We start from the raw sequence: 20672 nt of genomic DNA, 5'->3' as shown, positions 1-20672 counted from the left end.
CGAACGAGTCATCGTGGCGTAGGTCTGCACTTCCTGCAACCGCCGTCCCGGCTTCACCGCATCCGGCACCCGGGCGCAGCACACCAGCGACGCCTTACCGATATCCAGCCCCGCGACACGCGTGATGATCTCGTCCACGTCCTGCGCCTGTTCCAGCACCGACACCCCTCCCGAACAACAACAACTCAAACGGGAAGATCGCCCGCGGCAGCCACAGGAAGGGTGAATCTAACTCTCGTGCTCGCAGCAACAATGAAGGGCCCCAAACGCGACTGCCCGCGTCCGACTAGCCCACGACCTCGTACGGATCAAGGAGACACGACGTCAGCGAGCGACCAACACCCATTTTCAGCCCGGAACGGGCCACCTCGCCAGAGGCGACAGGGACTAGCCCCGGCTGTTCACCGCCGGGGCGGCGAGCGGGCTCCGCGGGTCCCGCGCGGCCCGGCGGAGGTTGCCGGCCAGGACGCGCCATAGGATCCGCGGCCTCAGCAGCGTCGCCGGCGGGTCCACCAGAGAGCTGACCCGGTGGAACTGCTTGACCACGACGTCATCGTGCTCGGCCGCGACCAGGAAGCGGTTCAGGTAGGCGCCGGCGACCCGCTCGCCCGGCGACCGCGGCAGACCGAGTTGCGCCCGGTCGGACCGGACAGCCATCTGCCACGCCGGTTCGATGGACCGGGCGGCCGCGGCGAAGAAACGGTGGGCGACGCCCTCGCGCCCATCAGCGAGGGTTCCAGCAGTCCCGGGAACAGCCCGCCGATCACCTGCGCGCCCCGGGGAAGCAGCGAATGCAGATGGCGGGCCTGAGGCACCCCCTTGCGGTCGCGCGTGTCGCCCTCGAGTGAGTCACGTTCCACGACCGTCACCCGCTCATGAGTGCCGGCAAGCACGCGCGCGGCCAACAGACCGGCAACGCTCGCCCCGAGTACAACGGCATGCCGGTCGACGCTTGAGTCCATGCGACAAGAACGGCGCGTGGCCGAGGAAGGTTCAGTCGACGCGGCTCCCGGTTCACCGATCTCGACCGCATCCTGGGGTGGCCGCTCAGGGACCGCTGACGAGAACCTCGGTCAGAGCGCTGAGCAAGGGCTCGGGGACGTCCAGGGACTGGAGGCCGGAGAGCTTGCGCACGTCGTCGGCGTCGGCGGTGAGGACGGTCCAGGCGGCGAGTTTGCTCTCGTGTTGCCACTGGGATCGGGCCAGGATGTCGAACAGCCGGTCGGGGCGGCGGTCCGGGGCGGGGCCGGGGCGTACCCGGATGTGTTGTTCGGTGTCGGTTGCGGCGTCCTCCAGGGTGAGGACGTCGCCGGAAGGGCCCAGGACGCGGATGGTCCAGGTTCGGCGGGCGGGGACCACGGATGGGTCGGAGGCGGGGCCGACGGTCAGGGTCTGTGCGGCGTCGTCCCAGATCAGGGGGGTACGGGAGACGCGGTCGCCGTCGTCCTCGACGAGGTCGCGGGCCCCGTCGGCACCGGGCAGCAGGAGCAGCTCGAGGGCCGTCGGGTTGGTGTCGGGGCGGGTGGAAGCGTCCGCCGCCAGGGGCAGCACCGCGCCGGCCCGCAGCAGCACCGGGATCGACTGCTGGTCGCGGTGCAGCCGGAGGTGCTGGCCGCCGGCGTGCGCGCGGTAGACCGTACCGGTGAAGATGTCGGCCCAGACGCCCTCCGGAAGCCACACCGGGGTCGATCCCATCAGGGTCGTCGGGTCGTCGGGGTCGGTGATCGGCGCGACCAGCAGCGAGTCGCCGAACAGGAACTGGTTGGGCACCTCGTAGGCGGCCGGCTCGGCCGGGTGTTCCCAGTACATCGGCCGGACCAGCGGGTCGCCCTGGGCCGCCCGGTGGTTCATGGTGTGCAGGTACGGGACCAGCCGGTGGCGGAACCGCAGCGCCGCGCCGAACGCGTCGCGGGCCGGTTGTGGGTAGGCCCATGGCTCCTTCTGCAGGAACGGGTTGGACGACGAGTGCAGCCGGTTGATCGGCGAGAAGACCCCGTACTGGAGCCAGCGGACGGTGAGCAGGTCGTCGCGTACGCCGAGGAGGTGGCCGCCGATGTCGTGGCTCCACCAGCCGTACCCGATGTTGGACGCGGTGGCCGTGAAGTAGGGCTGGAAGCGCAGCGAGTCCCAGGTGATGATCGTGTCGCCGCTGAAGCCGACCGGGTAGCGGTGGCTGCCCGGCCCGGCGTACCGGGAGAAAATGATCTTGTTGGTGGCGTCGGTGAAGTGCAGGTGGTTGAGCATCCACAGCGGATCGACGCCGGGCACGTTGGACAGCTGGCCCTGCTGCCAGTCGATCCACCAGAAGTCCACGCCCTGCTGCTCCAGCGGGTGGTGCAGAACGTCGAAGTACGCCTCGGCGAAGCGCTCGTCGGTGATGTCGAACGGCACGCCGACGTCGTCCGCCGGGTCGGCGCCCATCGCCTCGGCCATCGCCGGGAAGGCGTCCTCGAAGGGCTGGACGCCCTCGTGCGGATGCAGGTTGAGCGTCACCCGCAGGCCGCGACGGTGGAGCTCGGCCAGGAACGCCGCCGGGTCGGGGAACAGGGTCGGCTCCCAGCTGTAGCCGGTCCAGCCGGTGCCGTACCGCGGCGGGACGGACCCGACCCGGTGCCAGTCCATGTCGAGCACGGCCACCGAGAACGGCGCCCGCTCGGCCTCGAACCGGTCCATCAGCTCGAGGTATTCCGGGGCGCTGTACGCGTGGTAGCGGCTCCACCAGTTGCCCAGCGCCCAGCGCGGGAGGACCGGCGGCGCCCCGGACACCGCGTAGAGCGCCCGGACCGCGTCCGGATAGTCGTGGCCGTACGCGAAGACGTAGACGTCGCGCCGGCCGGACACCCGCCGGTCGATCCAGCCGTCGCCGGTGAACAGGAACGACTCGCTGTCGTCGAGCACCGCGACGCCGTCCCGCGACACCACGCCGTCGGCCAGCGGGATGGCGCCGTCGGCGTCGTCGAGCGTCCGCCCGGTGCCGCCGAGGGTCCGCGGTGCCGTGCCCCAGCGCCAGGTCGCCCGGTGCTTGCTGACCGCGCCGCGCACCCGCACCGACAGCCCGGCCGGGCTGAACGGCCGGCGGTCCCAGGCCAGGTGCAGCCGCTCGGTGATGATCTCGAGCTGCTCGTCCGACTCGTTCACGGTGAACGCCGGGGTCGGATGGTCGCGGTGGACGGCGAACGTCGACGCCCGGTCCTCGAAGCCGTCGTCGTCGCTCCACTCCAGCCGCAGCAGGCCGTCGAGCAGCACGGTGATCCGCCAGTGGTCCCCGGACAGCACCGACTCGGGGCGGGCGGTCGGACGGGACCCGGTGAGCGCGAAGCGACCGGGCATCAGACCGCCGTTCCGGGGGCCGGGAGGCGTTGCAGGGTCCAGCGGTACGCCTGGACGAGCCGGGTGTCGAAGCCGGACGCCGAGCCCCACAGGAAGATCCGGAACCGCCGGTACAGCTCCTCACCCCAGCGGGCGGTGATCTCCTCGCGCCGGGCGTCCAGGCGCTCGGCCCAGGCCCGGCAGGTCAGGTAGTAGTTGTGCCGGTCGTCCTGCACGTTGAGCAGCTCGAACGGCGAGTGGGCGACCTGGCGCAGGTAGGAGTGCAGGAGCAGCGGCGCCGACCGGCCCGGGTAGACGTGCTGCTTGAAGAACGTCGACACGTGGAACTTGCTGCGCATGGCCAGCGCGTCGAGGTAGACCCGGCCGCCGGGGCGCAGCAGGCGCGCGTACGCCCGCAGGGAGGCGCGGTAGTCGGGCAGGTGCTCGGTCACACCCATGTTGACGATCGCGTCGTACGGCTCGGCCGACGCGTACCGCAGAATGTGCTCGCGTACGACCGTGACCGGAAGTTGCTCGCGGGCGAACAACCCGTTGAGGTACCGCTCCGACTCGGCCGCCAGCGTCACCGTGGTCACGTCGATGCCGCGGCGGGCGGCGTGCTCGGCGAACGCGCCCCAGCCACCGCCCACCTCGAGCACCCGGTCGCCCGGTTTGACCTGGATCGCGTCCAGGGCGAGGTCGAGCTTGCGGGTGACCGCGTCCTCCAGCGCCTCGTCGTCCGCGGCGAACACGCCCTGGGTGTAGCAGCGGTGCCGGCTGTCGAGGAAGGTCAGGAAGAACTCGGAGTCGAGGTCGTAGTGCTGGGAGATGGTCCGCCGGTCGTGGCCGGTGCGGCCCTGCCACAGCGACGGCATCCACCGGCCGAGGAAGGCGATCGGGTGCCGGTCGGAGAAGAACTTGCGGACGCTCAGCGCGGCCGCGATGTCGCCCTCGACGTCGAGGTGCCCGCCGAGGTAGGCCAGTGCGACCTGGAGCTGGTCGAGCGAGACCAGCGCGCGCTGACCGGGCTCGTCCCGGGCGACCAGGGTGAACAGCGGTTGGTCGCCGCCGAACGAGTGGGTCCGCCCGTCGCGGGTCACTACCTCGAACGGCACCGGCGTGCGGTCACGGAAGTATTCGTCGTAGCGGCGGCCGTAGACGCCGGCCAATGTCGTGGATGTCGAACGTTGAGGGTTCACTGCTGGCCTCCAGACGACCGAAGCACACCCTGATCAACATACGAAGTCCGGGCCTCGCGCGCACTACCGTGATTCGGCCACGGGGCCGGTTGAGGCGCCGATCACAAGCCGGCCGGTGGCGAGGACCGGTTTGACCGGAAAGCCCTCGAGATGCCGCAGCAGGGCCTCGACGCCCAGGGCGCCCAGTTCGGTGCCGGGCGTCGTGACGGTGGTCAGGTTGGGCGTGGACATCGCGGCCACGTTGACCGTGCTGTACATCGACATGACCGAGATGTCGCCGGGCACGGACCGGCCGCGCTGGATCAGCTCGGCGGTCAGGCCGGGGGCCGGCAGCTCCTTCATCACCAGGACGGCGGTCGCGTCCGGGAAGTCGGTCAGCAGCCGGCCGGCCGCGGCGCGGCCGTCGTTGACGGTCTGGCCGCAGAGCATCACCGCCGCCTCGAGGCCCCACTCGGCCATGATCGTGCGGTACGCGGCCTCGGTGCGCACGTACGGGCCGTACCCGTAGAGGTTGCCCTGGGCCGGGTCGCCGTTGACCAGGACGATCCGGCGGTGGCCGAGCCCGAGCAGATGGTCGAAGGCGAGCCGCACCGAGGCGTCGAAGTCGATGTCGACGTGGGGCAGGGTCTCGGCGTCCCGGGTGCGGCCGATCAGGGCGACCGGGACACCGATCTCGCCGAGGACGTCGACCCGCGGGTCGTCGGTGCGCACGTCCATCAGCAGGATGCCGTCGACCAGGCCCTGCTCGGCCAGCTTGGCCAGCTCATGCCCGTCGTCCTCGACCGGCCACACGACCAGGTGGTAGTCGTGGTCGGAGGCGGTGCGGGCGGCGCCGATGATGAAGAGCCGCGCCGACGGGGACTCGTGGTGGTCGCTGAACGGGTAGGCCAGCGCGATGAGCCGGGACCGGCGGCTGGCCAGGGCGCGCGCGACCGGGTTGCGGCGGAACCTGAGCTCGGCCATCGCCTGCTCGATCCGCTGCGTGGTGTCGGGGGTCAGCGGCTTGGTGTCGTTGAGGAAGTAGGACACGGTCGCCGGCGACACGCCCGCGGCGCGTGCCACATCGCGAATCGTTGCCGCCATGCCGAGCAGCATACGGCACCGGTTATCCGGTTCACCAAGCGCCTTGACAGGCCCAATGTGACGCGGCACACTCCAGACCACTGGTGATCCGGTTAACCACATCGTCAAAAAGAACAGCTTTCTTAACTGAAAACGGTGCGCCGGTTATCCGGTTCACCGGAGGGAGAAACAGTTGTCATGAAGCGCTTCGTAGCGGCCGCCGCCCTGGTGACGCTCGCACCTCTGGCTCTGGTCGCCTGCAGCGGCGGCTCGGACGACAGCGGCGGCGGCGACTCGGCGGCGGTCGACAGCCTCACTGTGCTGGACTACTACAACGACGAGCCCAACAAGAGCGAGATCGGCGCCATGCTCAGCGCCTGCGGCACCTCGATCGGTGTCGCGAAGGTCGACCACCAGTCGGTGCCCGGCCCGACCCTGATCCAGAAGGTGCTCCAGCAGGCGTCCTCCAAGACGATGCCGGACGTGCTGATGCTCGACAACCCGGACATCCAGCAGATCGCCGCCACCGGCGCGCTGGCCCCGCTCTCCGACTTCGGCCTCAACGCCGACGGGTTCGCCAAGGGCCCGGTCGCCGCGGCCACCTACCAGGACAAGCTGTACGCGCTCCAGCCCGGCGCCAACACGATCGCGATCTTCTACAACAAGGACATCCTCACCGCCGCCGGCGTGCAGCCCCCCACGACCTGGGACGAGCTCAAGACCGCGGCGAAGAAACTGACCAAGGGCAGCCAGTACGGCTTCGCGTTCAACGCCACCGCCGACTACGAGGGCGCCTGGCAGTTCCTGCCGCCGATGTGGACCAACGGGGGCGACGAGACCCAGCTCAAGACGCCGCAGGTGGCTGAGGCGCTGCAGCTCTGGAAGGACCTCGTCGACGCCGGCTCGGCCTCCAAGAGCGTCATCAACTGGAGCCAGGGCGACGTCAACGACCAGTTCATCGCCAAGAAGGCGGCGATGATGCTGAACGGCCCGTGGCAGATCCCGGCGCTGGTCAAGGCCAAGGTCAACTACGGCGTGGTGCCGTTCCCGGTCAACCAGGCCGGCCAGACCTCGACCGCGCCGCTCGGCGGCGAGGCGTGGACCGTCCCGCTGACCTCCAGCGAGGCCAAGATGAAGAAGGCGGCCGAGCTGGTCGCCTGCATGAACACCGACGAGAACCAGCTCAAGCGGGCCAAGGAGGGCGGCATCGTGCCGACCAAGCTGGCCCTGGCCGACAAGTACAAGGCCGACAACCCCACCATGGTCGGCTTCGTCGACCCGGTCGCCAACGCGCGGTCGCGCACCGGCAAGCTCGGTGACAAGTGGCCCGACCAGGCGAAGATCATCTACACCGGCATGCAGCAGGTGCTGACCGGACAGGCGACGCCGGCCGACGCGATGGCCAAGGCGGGCGCGAGCTGATGCGGAAGGAGGCGATCGCCAAGGTCTTGTTCGTCGTACCAGCCGCCTTGGCGATCGTGTTCCTGTTCGGCTACCCGGTCGTCAAGAACGCGGTGATGAGCTTCCAGGACTACGGCCTGCGGACGTTCTTCACCGGCCGGGCCGACTGGATCGGGCTGGACAACTACGTCGCCGTCGTCAACGAGAACGTGTTCAGCAAGGCCGTGCTGAACACCGCCCTGTTCACGGTGGGCTCGATCGTCGGGCAGTTCATCCTCGGCATGCTGCTGGCGCTGTTCTTCAAGAAGAACTTCCCGCTCAACGGCGTCCTCCGGGCCCTGTTCCTCCTGCCCTGGCTCCTGCCGCTGATCGTCGGCAGCGCGGCCTGGCGGGCGATCATGGAGCAGGACAGCGGCATCGCCAACGTGGTGCTGCAGGGGCTCGGCCTGGCCGACCAGCCGGTGCCCTGGCTCACCTCGCCCGACGTGGCGCTGGTGGCGGTCATCCTGGTGAACATCTGGCTGGGCATCCCGTTCAACCTGACCCTGCTCTACAGCGGCCTGCAGGACATTCCCGACGAGCTGTACGAAGCCGGGGCGCTGGACGGCGCGAGCGGCTGGAAGGCCTTCTGGTACATCACCTGGCCGCAACTGCGGGCGGTGGTCAGCATCACGCTCATGCTGGGCGTCATCTACACGCTCAAGGTGCTGGACATCATCCTCGGCCTGACCAAGGGCGGGCCGGCCGAGGCGACCCAGACCATCGCGCTGCAGTCGTACCAGCATTCGTTCGTCTCGTTCAAGTTCGGCCAGGGCGCGGCGCTCAGCAACATCCTGATCGTGATCTCGCTGGTCTTCGCCATCGTCTACCTGCGCGTCAACCGGCGCCGGATCGACGAGTAGGGGGCGTGATGGTCAAGAAACGGCTCCGCACCGCGATCGCGATCGTGCTGCTAGCCCTGATGCTCTTCCCGGTCTACTGGATGCTGAACATCTCGCTGCTGCCCAACGGCGGGGCGCTGCCCGAGTCGCTCTTCCCGAGCAGCCCCACCCTCGACGGGTACGTCACGGCGATCCACGACCAGGGCCAGAACCTGATCACCAGCCTGCTCGTGGCGTCCGGCACGGTGGTGGTCTCGCTGATCATCGCCGCACCCGCGGCGTACGCCCTGGCGCAGTTCCGCTTCCGGTGGATCAACTGGGCGCTGCTGACGATCCTGATCTGCCAGATGATCCCGGGCATCGTGATCGCCAACGCGCTCTACACGCTCTTCGAGAGCATCGGGCTGCTGAACAGCATCCCGGGACTGATCATCGCCAACACGGCCAACGCGATCCCGTTCGGCGTACTCATCATGAGGTCTTTCATGATGAGCATCCCGTCGTCGATCGTCGAGGCGGCACGGGTCGACGGGGCCGGCCTGGTCCGCTCGTTCGTGTCCATCGTAGTGCCGATCAGCCGCAACTCGCTGATCACGGTCGGCCTGTTCGCGTTCCTGTTCGCGTGGAGCGACTTCCTGTTCGCGCTGACCATGTCGACCAAGGGCCAGATCACGCCGGTCACCCTCGGCATCTTCACCTACCTGGGTACGAACGTCTCCCAGTGGAACGCGGTCATGGCCACCGCCATGCTCGCCTCCATCCCCGCGATCATCCTGCTGGTCATCGCTCAGCGCTACATCGCCGCCGGCGCAACCGGCGGCTCGGTCAAATGAGAGGTCATTGTGGCTGACAACCAAACCCTGCGCGTGCTCGTCTGGGGCGAGAACCGCCACGAGCAGATCGAGCAGCACGTCCGCGACATCTACCCGGACGGCATGCACTCCACGATCGCCGCGGGCATTTCGGAGAACCTGGGCGACGCGGCCCGGGTCACCACCACGACGCTGGACGAGCCGGAGCACGGGCTGACCGAGAAGGTGCTGGCCGACACCGACGTGCTGGTCTGGTGGGGGCACGCCGCCCACGGCGAGGTGGCCGACGAGGTGGTCGAACGCGTGCACCAGCACGTGCTCTCCGGCCTCGGCCTGGTCGTGCTGCACTCCGGGCACTGGTCCAAGATCTTCGGAAAGCTGATGGGTACGTCGTGCACGCTGCGGTGGCGCGGCGAGCACGACCGCGAACTGGTGTGGACGGTCAACCCGACGCATCCGATCGCCCAGGGCGTACCCCATCCGATCGTCATCCCCGAGCAGGAGATGTACGGCGAGTTCTTCGACATCCCGGCCCCGGACGAGCTGATCTTCCTGTCCACCTTCAGCGGCGGCGAGGTGTTCCGTTCCGGCTGCACGTTCCGCCGCGGCCACGGCAAGATCTTCTTCTTCTCCCCCGGCGATCAGGAATACCCGGTCTACCACCACAAGGACGTACGCCGGGTGATCGCCAACGGCGTCAGCTGGGTCCGCACCGACCTCCCGGAGCGGAAGATCCCGACGCTGCTGCGCTACAACACCGGCGAGTTCTTCACCGGGCACGGCTACACCGGGCCGATCGATGAGTGACATCGTTCGCCTGCTCCAGGTCGGCGCCGGCTCGATGGGCCGGGCCTGGCTCGGCGCCATCCGGGCCAACCCCGACGTGGAACTGGCCGGCCTGGTCGACCTCGACACCGGGCTGGCCCAGACCGCGGCGGTCGAACACGGCTACCCCGACGTCCCGGTCGGCGCCGACCTGACCGAGATCGCGGCGGCGGCCCGCGCCGACGCCATGATCAACGTGACCATCCCCGAGGCGCACCGGGACACCACGCTCGCCGCCCTGGCCGCCGGGCTGCCGGTGCTGTGCGAGAAGCCGCTCGCCCCCACCGTGGCCGAGGCCCGGTCGATGGTCGACGCCGCCGAACGCAGCGGCCGCCTGCTGATGGTCTCCCAGTCGCGCCGCTACTCCCCCCAGGTCGCCGCCTTCCGCCGGCTGATCGCCCGGATCGGCCCGCTCGGCACCCTGAACTGCCAGTTCTTCAAGGCGCCCCGGTTCGGCGGCTTCCGCGAGACGATGGCCGACCCGCTGCTGCTCGACATGGCGATACACCAGTTCGACCTGGCCCGCCTGCTGACCGGCGCCGACCCGCTCACCGTCAACTGCGACGCCTACAACCCGGCCTGGAGCTGGTTCGCGGGCAACGCCGCGGCCGAGGCGACGTTCGTGTTCGCCGACCACACCCGGTTCACCTTCAGCGGCAGCTGGGTCGCGCCCGGCCTGGAGACCTCGTGGAACGGCGCCTGGCGGGTGATCGGCGCCAACGGCACCGCCACCTGGGACGGCGACCACCCGCCGGTCGCCCGGCTGGCCGACGGCACCACCCTGACCGCCGACCTGGACGACGAGCCCGAGGGCATCGCCGGCTCGCTGGCCGAGTTCGTCCGGTGCCTGCGCACCGGCGCCCGCCCCGACGCGGCGGCCGCCCGCAACATCGTCAGCCTGGCCATGGTCGAGGCCGCCGTCCGCTCCGCGACCGACCACCGAAAGGTCACGATCGCCGACATCCTCACCACCGACCGCGTCCAGGAACCGGCCGCGGATCTGGCCTCGAGGCGACCGGCGGCCTCGCCATGATCGGGCTCGCGGGCCGGCTCGCCGCCGAACGCTGACCGGCCGCCCGCCCGGCGACCGTCACGCGCAGGCGGCGGCGACATCCTCCCGGGCGGTGGCGAACTTGGGCTCGAACTCCTGGAACTTGGGCGTCAGCGTGGTGACGCTGTTGTCGGACGTGAGGTTGGCCTGCTGGATGGTGTCGGCCAGGCCGACGATCGAGGTCTTGACGTCACCGGTGGCCGGGGCGGCCACCTCACGGAACTTCTTCTCGATGGCCCCGAGCAGCACCGCGCGGATCTCGACCACCGTGTCCTTCTGCGCGTCATACGCGCCGAGCAACGCCTGGACGTCGTTGCAGGCCTTCTCCGAGGCGGCGTCCCGGCCGCTGCCACAACCCGCCGCGACCATCGTCAGCGTGAGCGCCGCACCCCATGCCGCCCGTCGAATCCGCACCAGCAACCTCCGAGAGGTAGACATTCATCGAGCCCTGTTCCTCCACAGTGCACGACGACGTCCACAGGCAACTGTCAGCGTGTGGTCATGGCAGCGGGCACGGGTGGGTCGGGCCGGGTCCTTGGCGAGCGCCGCCGCTGGGCCTGGGCGCTGGGGCCCGCCGCCGGGCCTGGGCGCTGAGGCCCGCCGCCGGACCTGGGCGCTCAGGTGCTCGCGTAGGTCGGGCTGAGCGCGACCCGGCCCTTGCCCGCGGCCTTCGCCTGGTAGAGGGCCGCATCGGCGTCCGACAGCAGCATCCCCACCGTGGCCCGGCCGGACCGCACGTAGGTCAGCCCGATGCTCGCGCCCACCCCGGTGGCCGAAGCGCCCACCTCCACGGTGATCCGCTCGGCGATGTGCCGGGTCTCCTCCGGTGACGGAGCCGGGCCCAGCAACACCACGAACTCGTCGCCGCCGAGCCGGGCGATCAGGTGGCCCGGCGGGACCACGGTACGCAGCACCTCGGCCACGGTCACCAGCACCGTGTCACCCGCCGCGTGGCCGTACCGGTCGTTGACCTGCTTGAAGCCGTCGAGGTCGATCAGCATCAGGGCCACCGGCTCACCCGCCGTGAACGAGGTCCGCTGGTAGAGGTGCTTGCGGTTGCTGAGCGCCGTGAGGTGGTCGTGGGTCGCCTGGTACTCGAGTTGCTCGCGCTGCCGTTCGACCTCGGCCAGCAGCTGGGCGTTGCCCCGCAGGGCGAGGAACTGCCGGACCAGCACCAGCGCGAAGAGCAGGAACAGCGCACCGAGCATGGCGCCGTCGCCGTGACCGCCGAGATACTGGGCGCCGGCCACGATCAGGGCGAGAACCACCGGCGCGTACGGCAGGCCGGCCCGCGCCCCGGTGGCGATCGGCAGCCACGCGCTCTCCACGGCGGGAATGTCGTACCAGGCGACCGCGGCCAGGACGACCGTGGCGGCGAAGAAGACGCCCGAGGCCGCGGCCAGTTGCCAGGTGTGCGCGTACAGCGTGATCGCGCTGAAGGCGATACCGCACACCGTCAGCGCCGCGTAGCCGAGCGCGAGCATCGTGTGCGCCGTGATCACGCGTGCCCGCGAGCGCGACAGCAGCACGATGGCCAGCGACAACGTGACCATCTGGACCGAGCGGACGGCCACCACGAAGTTCCCCTGCTCGGCGCCCGCCTGCTCGTACACGGGTCGCAGCAGGTAGGGCCACGCGACCACGAACAGCGCGCTCGCCGCCATCGCCCCGTCCAGGATCATCCGGATCCGGACGTTCCACGACAGCCGCGCGCCCGGCCCGCTGAGCAGGCTGACCACGGGCAACCCCACGCTCACCAGGACGAGCAGGTCGACCGGCCGGGGCAAGACGCGCTGGATGCCGGCGGCGGCGTCGACCAGTTGCAACACCGAGGTGATCACCCAGGCGGCCAGCGCGATCGAGTTGCAGACCCAGGACCGGCGTTCCGCCCCGGACGAGCCGAGCGCTCGCCGAGCGTGCGCGACCAGCCCGACCAGCGCGGCGGCGAGCACGAGCGCGCCACCCACGACCACCAGGGGCTGGGCGAATCCGGTCGCGATCAACGCCGCCTGCAACGCCGCGCCGGCGACAACCCCGACCGCGACGGGTCTCATGCCAGTCCCTTCGGCCGCGATCCGGCGAAGATGAACGTTTCCGGTAGCGCGCGGATCGGGCTGATCCTCGAGAACCGGCGTCAGAAGGTGACGACCGCCTTGAAGCGGGCCCGGCCGGTGCTCGCCGCCTGGTACGCCTCGCCGACGCGCTCCTTCGGGAACAGGTCGACCATCGGCCGGACGGCGCCGCTCGCGACCAGGTCGAGCGCCTCGACCAGGTATTCCATGCCGTTGTGGGCGGAGCCGACGACCTCGTACCCCTGGAAGGCCAGCGGACCGGCCGGCAGCAGCATCTCGTCGGTGGCCACGCCCATCACCACCACCTTGCCCCAGGGCCTGAGGCCGGCCATGGCGTCCACGACGGCGGCGTGCGAGCTGGCGGTGTGCAGCAGGACGTCGGCGCCGCCCGCCTCCTTCAGCGCGGCGCCGTCGGCCACGACCACGTCGGCGCCGAGCCGCCGGGCCAGGTCGTGCTTGCCGGGCGTACGCGTGACGGCCGTGACGTGGTAGCCGGCCGCCTTGGCGTACTGGATGGCGAGGTGACCGAGCCCGCCGACCCCGACCACCGCGATCCGGGCGCCCGGGCGCGGACCGGCCTTGCGCAGCGCCGCCCACACCGTGTAACCGGCGCACAGGGTCGGGGCCGCGTCCTCGTACGAGATGCCGTCCGGCAGCAGCACCGTGCCGTTGGCGTCGGCGGCGAGGTACTCGGCGAACCCTCCGTTCACATTGACCCCGGTCAGCCGCGAGTTCACGCAGTTCACCGCGCTGACGAAGCTGAGCGGGCGCCGCTGCCGGCAGAAGTCGCAGACCCCGCACACCTTCTGCGCCATTGGGACGCCCACCCGGTCGCCGACCTTGCGGCTGGTCACGCCGTCGCCCACGGCGACCACCTCGCCGACCCCCTCGTGGCCGAGGATCAGTGGGAACTCGTGGAACGACAGCGTGCCGCCGGCCATCCACACGTCGGTGCCGCAGATGCCGCAGGCCCGGATCCGCACCAGCACGTCATTCGGCCCGGCCTCGGGCACCTCCCGGTCCGCCAGCACCCAGGGGGCGCCGGCCTCGGCGATGACAGCAGCCTTCATCCGCGTCACGATCGGTCCTTTCGTCGTACCCGTCGATTACGGGTTCGACTTCACCACCGCGGACGGCTTCGCGGGGCGGTCGGACAGGCCCACCCATGCCTGGGTACGGGAGGGCCACCCAGCTGCCTAGCCCGGCGGATGTAGGCAATGCTTGCCGACGCGGCGCGCGCCCGGGAGGACGACGATCGCTGGCTGATCTCCGCGGCGGCGCGCGAACGACCGCTGCTGTGCCTGATCGACGACGCGCAATGGCTGGACGCCGCGTCGTCCAAGGCGATGGCCTTCCTCGCCCGCCGGGTCGGCGCCGACCCGATCGCCATCCTCTTCGCGCTCCGGTCACCGGCCCCGGCGACCGAGCTCGACGGGCTCCCTCGGCTGCCCGTCCCCGGGCTGGGCGATGAGCTCGCCAAGGAACTGCTGGCCGCCCGGAGCCCCTCGCCGCTGGACGAACGGGTGCGGAACCGGCTGATCGCCGAGGCCCACGGCAATCCGCTCGCCCTGCTTCAGCTCCCCCGCGCCGGCGGCTTCGAGCCGCCCGCGACCTCGTCGGTGCCAAACCGGATCGAGCTGGCCTTCCAGGGCCGGCTGGCCGGCCTCTCCCGGCCCGCCCGGCTCCTGCTCACCATCGCGAGCTCGGAGCCGACCGGCGACCCCGGCCTGCTCTGGCCCGCCGCGGGAGCGCTGGGCATCGACGTCGGACGCGCCTGTGCCGAGGCCGCCGCGGTGGAGCTGGCCGAGTTCTCGACGCGTATCCGGTTCTGTCATCCGCCGCCTTCACCGAGCGTACGCAGGCCGGCGGCACCGCGGCCGGCCGAGGTGTCGCCGCCTACACGCGAGGGCTCGTGACCGGCGTCGAGGAGCACTACGTCGAGGCGGTGGAGTTCCTCGCCGAGGGACCCCTGATTCCCTACCGCGGCCGCGCCCACCTCCTCTATGGAGAGTGGCTCCGCCGCAACGGCCGCCGGAAGGACAGCGTCGCGCAACTGAGGATCGCCCACGTGATGCTGACGAAGGCGGGGGCCGACGCCTTCGCCCGCCGGGCCGCGGACGAGCTACGCGCCGTCGGTGAGCGGGTCGACCAGCGGGCCGAACCGACCCACGAGACGCTCACGCTCCAGGAGGTCGCCGTGGCCCGCCTGGTCGCCTCGGGCGCCACCTCGAACGAGGTGGCCGTCCAGCTGTTCATCAGCAAACGAACCGTCGACGCCCACCTGAGGAACATCTTCCGCAAGCTCGGCGTGAGCTCGCGCCGGCAGCTCAAGGACCATCCCGGGCTGGTCACGCCCGGCCCGTCGCCGGCAGCTTGATACGTGGATCTGCTCTCCGGTGGCACCGGCCGAGCGTACGGCCGCCGGTCGTCATCTCCGGTGCCTAGATCGTCGTTTAGGCGATTACTGCCGACGCGAACCGGCGGGCCCCGGCCGCATCGTGGTCAGGTGCAGCTCATTCTCATCTACCTCGACCTGACGCTCGCCGTCCTCACCCTGATCGCCGCGCCCATCGCCGGCGTCAAGGCGACCCGGCGCTGGTTGTTCATCGTCGCCGGGCTGGCGGCTGCCCGCCTGGTCATGGCCGGCCTGCTGCTGCTGGCCGGAGGCCTGCTGCTCGCCGACTCACGGCTGAGCATCCAGGTGCCGCTGGCGCTCCTGCCCGCCGTCTGGGCGGTGTGGCGGCCGAGCCGGACAGCGGCCCACGTGAGCGCTACCGGCGGGGTCCTGTCCGTGTGGTGGCAGCTGACGCCGACCGCCCCCGAGGACATCCCGCTGGTGCTGGCCGGATCGGTGGCGGCGGTGGCGCTGATCGCGGTCCTCTCGATCACGGTCGGCCGCTGGCGTGCGCGCGAATCGGCGTCGCGCGTGTCCCGCCTGCCCTGGTTGCTGGTGGCGTCGCTGCTCGTCCCGGCCGGGTCGCTGGTCATCGCCGGGCAGGCGAACGCGGCCGCGGGCGACCACCTGCACGGCGGGGCCGGCGAGCTCAGCGTCGAGCAGCTGACCGGTCCGCGGGACCAGACGCCGGACACCCGGATGACGCTGACCGCGGAGCAGACAGAGGTGAAGCTCGACTCGGGCGCCACCGTCGACGGGCTCACCTTCAACGGGACGGCGCCGGGCCCGGAGATTCGGGTACGCAAGGGCAAGCTGCTCGAAGTGACCCTGGTGAACCGGAACGTCGAGGAGGGCGTGACCGTGCACTGGCACGGCGTCGACGTGCCCAACGCCGAGGACGGGGTGCCGGGCGTGACGCAGGACACCGTCCCGCCGGGCGGCAAGCACGTCTACCGGTTCATCCCGACCCGGGCGGGAACGTTCTGGTACCACGCCCACAAGGCCGCCCTGGAGAACGTCAAGCGGGGGCTCTTCGGCGCGCTGATCATCGAGGACGGCCCGGCGTTCGACGGGGTCGAGCGTACGGTCTTCACCCACGCCTGGCCCGTCTCCAACGGTGACGTCGGCGCGCTCGACCGCGGCGACCAGCCGGCCGGCCAGGCCGTTCCCGCGGGCCGGAAGGTGCTGCTCCGGACCATCAACAGCTCCGCCGAACCGCAGAGCGTCCAGGTCAGCGGCGCCCCGTTCCAGGTCGCCGCGATCGACGGCAACACGGTCGAGGGCGCCACCCCGATCGAGCCGGGCACCGAGCTCCTGCTCGCCGCCCGGCGGCCGCTACGACATCGCCTTCACGATGCCTAACGGCCCGGTGACCGCCGCGATCGCCGGCACCGAGGCCTCGCTCACCCTCAGCCCCGGCGGCCAGGCCGATCCGGCGCCGGTCTCCGGCGGAGGGAGCTTCGACCCGCTGACCTACGGCTCGGGGTCGCCACCGGCCTCCGGCTCCTACCAGCGGACCTACAACCTGCGCCTGGACGACGGATTCGGGTTCAGCCAGGGCAGCCTCGGGTGGGTCAGCAGCTCGATCAACGGCCGCCTCTACCCCGCCGTGCCCACCCTGGAGGTCAAGCGAGGTGACCGGGTGCGGGTGCGGATCGCCAGCCGCAGCATCATCAACCACCCGTTCCACCTGCACGGCCATCGCGTACGGGTGCTCTCACGCAACGGCGAGGCCGCGTCCGGCAGCCCGTGGTGGACCGACACGCTCAACGTCGGCAGCGGCGAGGTCTTCGAGATCGAGTTCGTCGCCGACAACCCGGGCATCTGGATGGACCACTGCCACAACTTCCAGCACGGCGCCAACGGCATGATCCTGCACCTCGCCTACCAGGGCGTCACCACGCCGTACTCGGCCGGGCACGATCTGCCCGAGTGACCGGCGGACCGAGACCGGGCGGGGTCGTGGGGCGTGCCCCCGCGGCCCCGCTCGCTGTGTCTGCCCACGACCTAGGGTGGGTGACATATCCCCTCTTGACTTCGGAAAGGGCAACTGCGACATTCGTTCCGCTATTCGACGGGGAGGAAAATATGCGCGGAAAATCTGTTGTCCGGCAAGCTTCGCTGGTGACCGCCGTGGTCGCTCTCGCACTGGGCTCGGCGCCCACGGCGGCACAGGCGGCACCGGCGGCCGACGGCACCACCACGTTCAACGCTCACGGCTCCGGCGGCGAGTCGTCCGGCAGCATCAGCTGGTTCAACCGCTCGGTGACCGTCCAGGGTTCGGTGACCGACTTCGCCGGCGGGTGGGGCACCACCCAGGTCATCTTCGAGTTCTGGCAGGGAAACCCGCTGAGCGACGACAGCGCCACCAAGATCGACACCCAGACCCGGTCCGTCTCCGGCGGGCAGCGCTCCTTCAACTTCCCCCAGAACGCGCCGTCCGGCGGAATCACGGACATCTTCTACTACGTCTGTAACTCCACCCAGAGCGCGTGCGGCGAGGTGGAGCTCACCGAGCGTCCGTAGCCGCTGGACGACGGGTTCACCACTCGGCCGGCGCTGAGCAACGCTTCGCGCACCAGGGTCAGGTGCGGGCCGCGGCCCGGGCCGCGGCCCGCTCGACCAGTTCCTCGACGCCACCGCGGTCGGCAACAGGGTCAGCGCCAGGACCGGTCTCGCGGCGGCTGGTCTCCGAGGCATGCCGTCAAGACAGCGACCATCGCCCCTGGCGTTACGTCGTCGGTTGCCCAGAGCTCAGCGGGCGACGGACGAGGTGGTAGGTCGTCACGATGAGGGCGGCCAGCATCAACGCGGCCGGGATCATCAGGTCGATCAGCGGCGCCTTCCGGCCGAAGAGGAACGGGCCGTAGGACAGCAGGGACGCCGCCTGCACCAGGAGGGGCACGTACCAGAGGCGTGGGCGGTAGAAGGCCAGCACCACGCTCAGCACGTCGGCCAGGAAGAAGTAGCGCTCGTGCATGCCGGGCAGGGTCCACGGCAGGAGGATGGCGAAGGTGGTCGCGGCGAGCACGACGCGGTCGGGGGTCAGCTCGGTACGGCGCGCCACCAGCACGTGACAGAGGCCGACGACCAGGGCGGCGGCCAGCACGTACCCCAGGGACTTGACCGAATCGACCCGCACGTCGACCGGGAAGAAGGCGTACGCCGAGGGCGCGTTCGACGTCAGATTGGGCACGTGGATGGCCTGCCGGCCGGGGTCGTAGAGGGTTAGCAGCTCGATCGGGTCACGTCCGGCCAGGAACGCGGGCAGGCACAACGCCACGTAGACGACCGGGACGGCCAGGAGCGTGCGCCACGGCAGGCGGCCGGCCACGGCGAGCAGCAGCAGGAGCGGGAAGATGAAGATGCCCTGGGGCTTGAACGCCAGGGCGACCGTACACATCGTAACCGCGAGCCAGGGTCGCTCCCGCAGCAGGAAATAGACGCCGGCGAGGGCGAAGCCCGCCCACATCGCGTCGGTCTGGCCCCAGAACGACGCGTTGACCACCACCGTCGGCAGCAGCGCCACGACGAGGGCGGCGAGCAGCGGGATCCGCCGACCGGGCCGGCGCAGCGCCACCAGCCGGTAGGTGAAGAAGACCAGGAGCAGGTCGAACGCCACCCAGACCAGCTTGATCTTCAGGACCATCGGGCCGGGCAGGATCGTGGTCAGCGCCAGCAGGTAGAGGAAGGGCGCGTTGTAGTTCCCGATCTCCTCGCCCAGCGAATGCCAGACGCCGCCGGACTCGAGGTCGGCGTACCAGGCGTAGAAGGTACGCATGTCGATCGTCACCTCGCCGCGGCCGGCCAGGCGGGCCAGCACGGCCAGGACGATCAGCGCGACGACCAGCGGCGCTTCGGTGCGCAGGGAGCGCCGGGAGTCGATGGACACGAGAGCGGGACGGTAGCCAGAAGATCGTCAAGACGCCAATCCATCGGCGTCTCTCACCACATTGGATAAATCTTGGCACCCGGCGCAACATTTCCGACCGCGATGCGTCAGGGGCGCTGGGCCGCCGGCCGGACGATCATCTCGTTGACGTCGACGTCGGCCGGCTGGTCGATGGCGTACGCGACGGCCGAGGCGATCGCCGCGCCGGGGATGGAGTTCTTGCGGTACTCGCGCATCGCGTCCCGCGCGCCCGGGTCGCTGATGTGCTCGGCCAGCTCCGACTCCACCACGCCGGGCGAGATCGTGGTCACCCGTACGCCCGGGTCGATCTCCTGCCGTAGTCCTTCGATGAACGCCCAGGCGCCGTATTTGGTGGCGCTGTAGACGCCGGCCGTCGGCACCACCGAGTGCGCGCCGATCGAGGCGACCGAGATCAGGTGACCGGAACCCTGCCGCTTGAACACCGGCAGCGCCGCGGCGACACCCCAGAGCAGGCCCTTGAGGTTCACGTCGACCATCCGGTCCCACTCGTCGACCAGTGCTTCCTCGATCAGCGAGAGCAGCATCACGCCGGCGTTGGACACGAGCACGTCCAGCCGGCCGTGCCGCTCGACCGCGCCGGCCACGAAGGCGGCCATCGCCGCCCGGTCGGTCACGTCCAGGAAACCGGTGTCGATGGTGCCGCCGGCCGCGCGGACCTCCGCCGCGAGGGCGTCCAGCCGATCGGTGCGGCGGGCCCCAGCCACCACGATGTGCCCGTCGGCGGCCAGCCGGCGGGTCACCGCCTCACCGATGCCGCTGCTGGCCCCGGTCACCACCACTACTTTCCGCGTGTTCGTCATGGCGTCCACGATCCGGCCGCCGGGCCGGCCCGGGAAGGCCGCCGGACTCCCTGGGTGCAGTACTACCAGGCTCAACGGCGTCGGCTGACCTAGGCTCGAAGGCATGTCGACGACCCCGATGGGCGAGTTCCTGCGCCACCGCCGCGACGCGGTCCGGCCCGCCGAGGCCGGGCTGCCCGAGCGCGGCAACCGGCGGGTCACCGGGCTGCGCCGGGAAGAGGTGGCCCAGCTGGCCGGCATCAGCGTCGAGTACTACGTCCGGCTCGAGCAGGGCCGCGAACGCAACCCCTCGCCGCAGGTGCTGGAGGCGCTGGCCGCGGCCCTGCTGCTGGGCGACGACGCGCGCGCCCACCTGTTCCGGCTGGCCGGCCTCGCGCCCCGGGCCCACCGGACGTTGCCGGCCGAACGCGTCGACCCGTCCCTCGAGCAGCTGATGGCGGCGTGGCCGGCCAGCCCGGCCCTGGTCTACGGCCGCGCCTACGACGTCCTGGCCACGAACCCGCTGGCCGAGGCGTTGTTCGGCGGCTTCCCGCCCTCGCGCAACCTGATGCGGATGGTCTTCCACGACCCGGCCGCGCCACAGTTCTACGCCGACTGGCCGGGCGTCGCGGCGGCCACGGTCGCCGGCTTCCGGTTGAACCTGGGCCTGGCGCCCCACGATCCGCGCGTCAAGCAGGTGCTGCGCGAGATGTTGGACAGCAGCGAGGAGTTCGTCGAACTGTGGGAACGGCACGACGTGCGGGGCAAGCGGCTGGAGACCAAGTCGCTGCGCCACCCCCGGGTCGGTGACCTCACGCTGCGGGTCCAGATCTTCGATGTACGCGGTTCGCACGGCCAGGAGCTCGCCGTCTACCACGCCGAGCCGGGCTCGCCCAGCGCCGACGCGATCACCCTGCTGGGCATGCTGGCCAACGCCGAACGCTGACCGGGG

Annotated in this window: 20 protein-coding genes; 11 read left to right on the top strand and 9 right to left on the bottom strand. The window is 70.7% G+C overall.

All coding sequences use genetic code 11. From position 1 onward, the window contains the following. Nucleotides 1–387: 387 nt before the first annotated feature. The 4 genes from AB0O15_RS20325 to AB0O15_RS20310 form a co-directional block, all read right to left on the bottom strand. A complete protein-coding gene (locus tag AB0O15_RS20325; RefSeq protein ID WP_364320472.1) occupies nt 388–657 on the bottom strand; it encodes a hypothetical protein in 270 nt (89 codons plus the stop codon). 390 nt (nt 658–1047) lie between these two features. After that, a complete protein-coding gene (locus AB0O15_RS20320; RefSeq protein WP_364320470.1) occupies nt 1048–3330 on the bottom strand; it encodes a TIM-barrel domain-containing protein in 2283 nt (760 codons plus the stop codon). Beyond that, nucleotides 3330–4508 carry a class I SAM-dependent methyltransferase gene (locus tag AB0O15_RS20315; protein WP_364320468.1) on the bottom strand — a complete coding sequence of 393 codons (1179 nt, stop codon included), beginning with the start codon at nt 4506–4508 and terminating at the stop codon, nt 3330–3332. Before AB0O15_RS20315 ends, AB0O15_RS20320 begins: the two co-directional genes overlap by 1 nt. A gap of 63 nt (nt 4509–4571) precedes the next feature. Further along, on the bottom strand, nt 4572–5591 hold the full coding sequence (locus AB0O15_RS20310; protein WP_364320466.1) for a LacI family DNA-binding transcriptional regulator: 1020 nt from the start codon (nt 5589–5591) through the stop codon (nt 4572–4574). Between the two features lie 177 nt (nt 5592–5768). Here AB0O15_RS20310 and AB0O15_RS20305 point away from each other — a divergent pair, with 177 nt between their 5' ends. From AB0O15_RS20305 to AB0O15_RS20285, 5 genes are read left to right on the top strand one after another with little or no spacing between them, the layout of a single operon-like run. After that, nucleotides 5769–6992 (top strand): extracellular solute-binding protein, encoded by a 1224-nt coding sequence (locus AB0O15_RS20305; protein WP_364320464.1) that lies wholly within the window; start codon nt 5769–5771, stop codon nt 6990–6992. Next, nucleotides 6992–7873 (top strand): sugar ABC transporter permease, encoded by an 882-nt coding sequence (locus AB0O15_RS20300; protein WP_364320462.1) that lies wholly within the window; start codon nt 6992–6994, stop codon nt 7871–7873. The genes AB0O15_RS20305 and AB0O15_RS20300 overlap by 1 nt, the downstream gene beginning before the upstream one ends. Nucleotides 7874–7881: 8 nt before the next feature. Further along, entirely contained in the window at nt 7882–8685 is an 804-nt protein-coding gene (locus tag AB0O15_RS20295) for a carbohydrate ABC transporter permease (protein ID WP_364320460.1), read from the top strand. 9 nt (nt 8686–8694) lie between these two features. Next, nucleotides 8695–9471 carry a ThuA domain-containing protein gene (locus AB0O15_RS20290; RefSeq protein ID WP_364320459.1) on the top strand — a complete coding sequence of 259 codons (777 nt, stop codon included), beginning with the start codon at nt 8695–8697 and terminating at the stop codon, nt 9469–9471. Beyond that, the gene (locus AB0O15_RS20285) at nt 9464–10522 is read left to right on the top strand and encodes a Gfo/Idh/MocA family oxidoreductase (RefSeq protein ID WP_364320456.1); all 1059 of its coding nucleotides are present in this window, start codon (nt 9464–9466) and stop codon (nt 10520–10522) included. The genes AB0O15_RS20290 and AB0O15_RS20285 overlap by 8 nt, the downstream gene beginning before the upstream one ends. A 57-nt stretch (nt 10523–10579) precedes the next feature. Here AB0O15_RS20285 and AB0O15_RS20280 read toward each other — a convergent pair whose 3' ends face one another. The 3 genes from AB0O15_RS20280 to AB0O15_RS20270 form a co-directional block, all read right to left on the bottom strand. Continuing rightward, nucleotides 10580–10954: a hypothetical protein gene (locus AB0O15_RS20280; RefSeq protein ID WP_364320454.1), complete on the bottom strand. Its 375-nt coding sequence runs from the start codon at nt 10952–10954 to the stop codon at nt 10580–10582. Nucleotides 10955–11157: 203 nt separating this feature from the next. Next, entirely contained in the window at nt 11158–12594 is a 1437-nt protein-coding gene (locus AB0O15_RS20275) for a GGDEF domain-containing protein (RefSeq protein ID WP_364320452.1), read from the bottom strand. An 80-nt stretch (nt 12595–12674) separates the two neighbouring features. Further along, a complete protein-coding gene (locus AB0O15_RS20270) occupies nt 12675–13682 on the bottom strand; it encodes an alcohol dehydrogenase catalytic domain-containing protein (RefSeq protein ID WP_364320450.1) in 1008 nt (335 codons plus the stop codon). Between the two features lie 147 nt (nt 13683–13829). On the opposite strand from AB0O15_RS20270, the gene AB0O15_RS20265 reads away from it, so the two are divergent. From AB0O15_RS20265 to AB0O15_RS20245, 5 genes are all read left to right on the top strand, one after another. Continuing rightward, nucleotides 13830–14528 (top strand): hypothetical protein, encoded by a 699-nt coding sequence (locus AB0O15_RS20265; protein ID WP_364320448.1) that lies wholly within the window; start codon nt 13830–13832, stop codon nt 14526–14528. Next, nucleotides 14525–14989 carry a helix-turn-helix transcriptional regulator gene (locus AB0O15_RS20260; protein WP_364320446.1) on the top strand — a complete coding sequence of 155 codons (465 nt, stop codon included), beginning with the start codon at nt 14525–14527 and terminating at the stop codon, nt 14987–14989. The genes AB0O15_RS20265 and AB0O15_RS20260 overlap by 4 nt, the downstream gene beginning before the upstream one ends. A gap of 129 nt (nt 14990–15118) precedes the next feature. Then, nucleotides 15119–16369 (top strand): multicopper oxidase domain-containing protein, encoded by a 1251-nt coding sequence (locus AB0O15_RS20255; RefSeq protein ID WP_364320444.1) that lies wholly within the window; start codon nt 15119–15121, stop codon nt 16367–16369. Then, entirely contained in the window at nt 16362–16943 is a 582-nt protein-coding gene (locus tag AB0O15_RS20250; protein ID WP_364320442.1) for a multicopper oxidase domain-containing protein, read from the top strand. Before AB0O15_RS20255 ends, AB0O15_RS20250 begins: the two co-directional genes overlap by 8 nt. A gap of 188 nt (nt 16944–17131) precedes the next feature. Continuing rightward, nucleotides 17132–17533, top strand: a complete 402-nt coding sequence (locus AB0O15_RS20245) for a hypothetical protein (protein ID WP_364320440.1) — start codon at nt 17132–17134, stop codon at nt 17531–17533. A gap of 205 nt (nt 17534–17738) precedes the next feature. On the opposite strand, the gene AB0O15_RS20240 is transcribed toward AB0O15_RS20245, so the two are convergent. Both AB0O15_RS20240 and AB0O15_RS20235 read right to left on the bottom strand, forming a co-directional pair. Then, nucleotides 17739–18899, bottom strand: coding sequence for a hypothetical protein (locus tag AB0O15_RS20240; protein WP_364320438.1), 1161 nt, complete (start codon nt 18897–18899; stop codon nt 17739–17741). Nucleotides 18900–19006: 107 nt separating this feature from the next. Beyond that, nucleotides 19007–19741 carry an SDR family oxidoreductase gene (locus tag AB0O15_RS20235; RefSeq protein ID WP_364320436.1) on the bottom strand — a complete coding sequence of 245 codons (735 nt, stop codon included), beginning with the start codon at nt 19739–19741 and terminating at the stop codon, nt 19007–19009. Nucleotides 19742–19844: 103 nt separating this feature from the next. Between AB0O15_RS20235 and AB0O15_RS20230 the strand changes: the two genes are divergently transcribed. Continuing rightward, nucleotides 19845–20666, top strand: coding sequence for a helix-turn-helix transcriptional regulator (locus AB0O15_RS20230; protein WP_364320434.1), 822 nt, complete (start codon nt 19845–19847; stop codon nt 20664–20666). Nucleotides 20667–20672 lie beyond the last annotated feature (6 nt).

Origin of the sequence: Actinoplanes sp. NPDC089786, from assembly GCF_040684855.1 — a bacterium.
Lineage (GTDB): Bacteria > Actinomycetota > Actinomycetes > Mycobacteriales > Micromonosporaceae > Actinoplanes.
The sequence above is the reverse complement of the archived record's forward strand: the minus strand, read 5'-3'. Positions and strand labels throughout refer to the sequence as shown.

Coding starts and splice junctions, on each gene's coding strand:
- AB0O15_RS20235 (WP_364320436.1), bottom strand. CDS start 19,741: ATGACGAACACGCGGAAAGTAGTGGTGGTGACCGGGGCCAGCAGCGGC.
- AB0O15_RS20250 (WP_364320442.1), top strand. CDS start 16,362: ATGCCTAACGGCCCGGTGACCGCCGCGATCGCCGGCACCGAGGCCTCG.
- AB0O15_RS20270 (WP_364320450.1), bottom strand. CDS start 13,682: ATGAAGGCTGCTGTCATCGCCGAGGCCGGCGCCCCCTGGGTGCTGGCG.
- AB0O15_RS20300 (WP_364320462.1), top strand. CDS start 6,992: ATGCGGAAGGAGGCGATCGCCAAGGTCTTGTTCGTCGTACCAGCCGCC.
- AB0O15_RS20265 (WP_364320448.1), top strand. CDS start 13,830: ATGCTTGCCGACGCGGCGCGCGCCCGGGAGGACGACGATCGCTGGCTG.
- AB0O15_RS20295 (WP_364320460.1), top strand. CDS start 7,882: ATGGTCAAGAAACGGCTCCGCACCGCGATCGCGATCGTGCTGCTAGCC.
- AB0O15_RS20275 (WP_364320452.1), bottom strand. CDS start 12,594: ATGAGACCCGTCGCGGTCGGGGTTGTCGCCGGCGCGGCGTTGCAGGCG.
- AB0O15_RS20320 (WP_364320470.1), bottom strand. CDS start 3,330: ATGCCCGGTCGCTTCGCGCTCACCGGGTCCCGTCCGACCGCCCGCCCC.
- AB0O15_RS20285 (WP_364320456.1), top strand. CDS start 9,464: ATGAGTGACATCGTTCGCCTGCTCCAGGTCGGCGCCGGCTCGATGGGC.
- AB0O15_RS20310 (WP_364320466.1), bottom strand. CDS start 5,591: ATGGCGGCAACGATTCGCGATGTGGCACGCGCCGCGGGCGTGTCGCCG.
- AB0O15_RS20305 (WP_364320464.1), top strand. CDS start 5,769: ATGAAGCGCTTCGTAGCGGCCGCCGCCCTGGTGACGCTCGCACCTCTG.
- AB0O15_RS20230 (WP_364320434.1), top strand. CDS start 19,845: ATGTCGACGACCCCGATGGGCGAGTTCCTGCGCCACCGCCGCGACGCG.
- AB0O15_RS20325 (WP_364320472.1), bottom strand. CDS start 657: ATGGCTGTCCGGTCCGACCGGGCGCAACTCGGTCTGCCGCGGTCGCCG.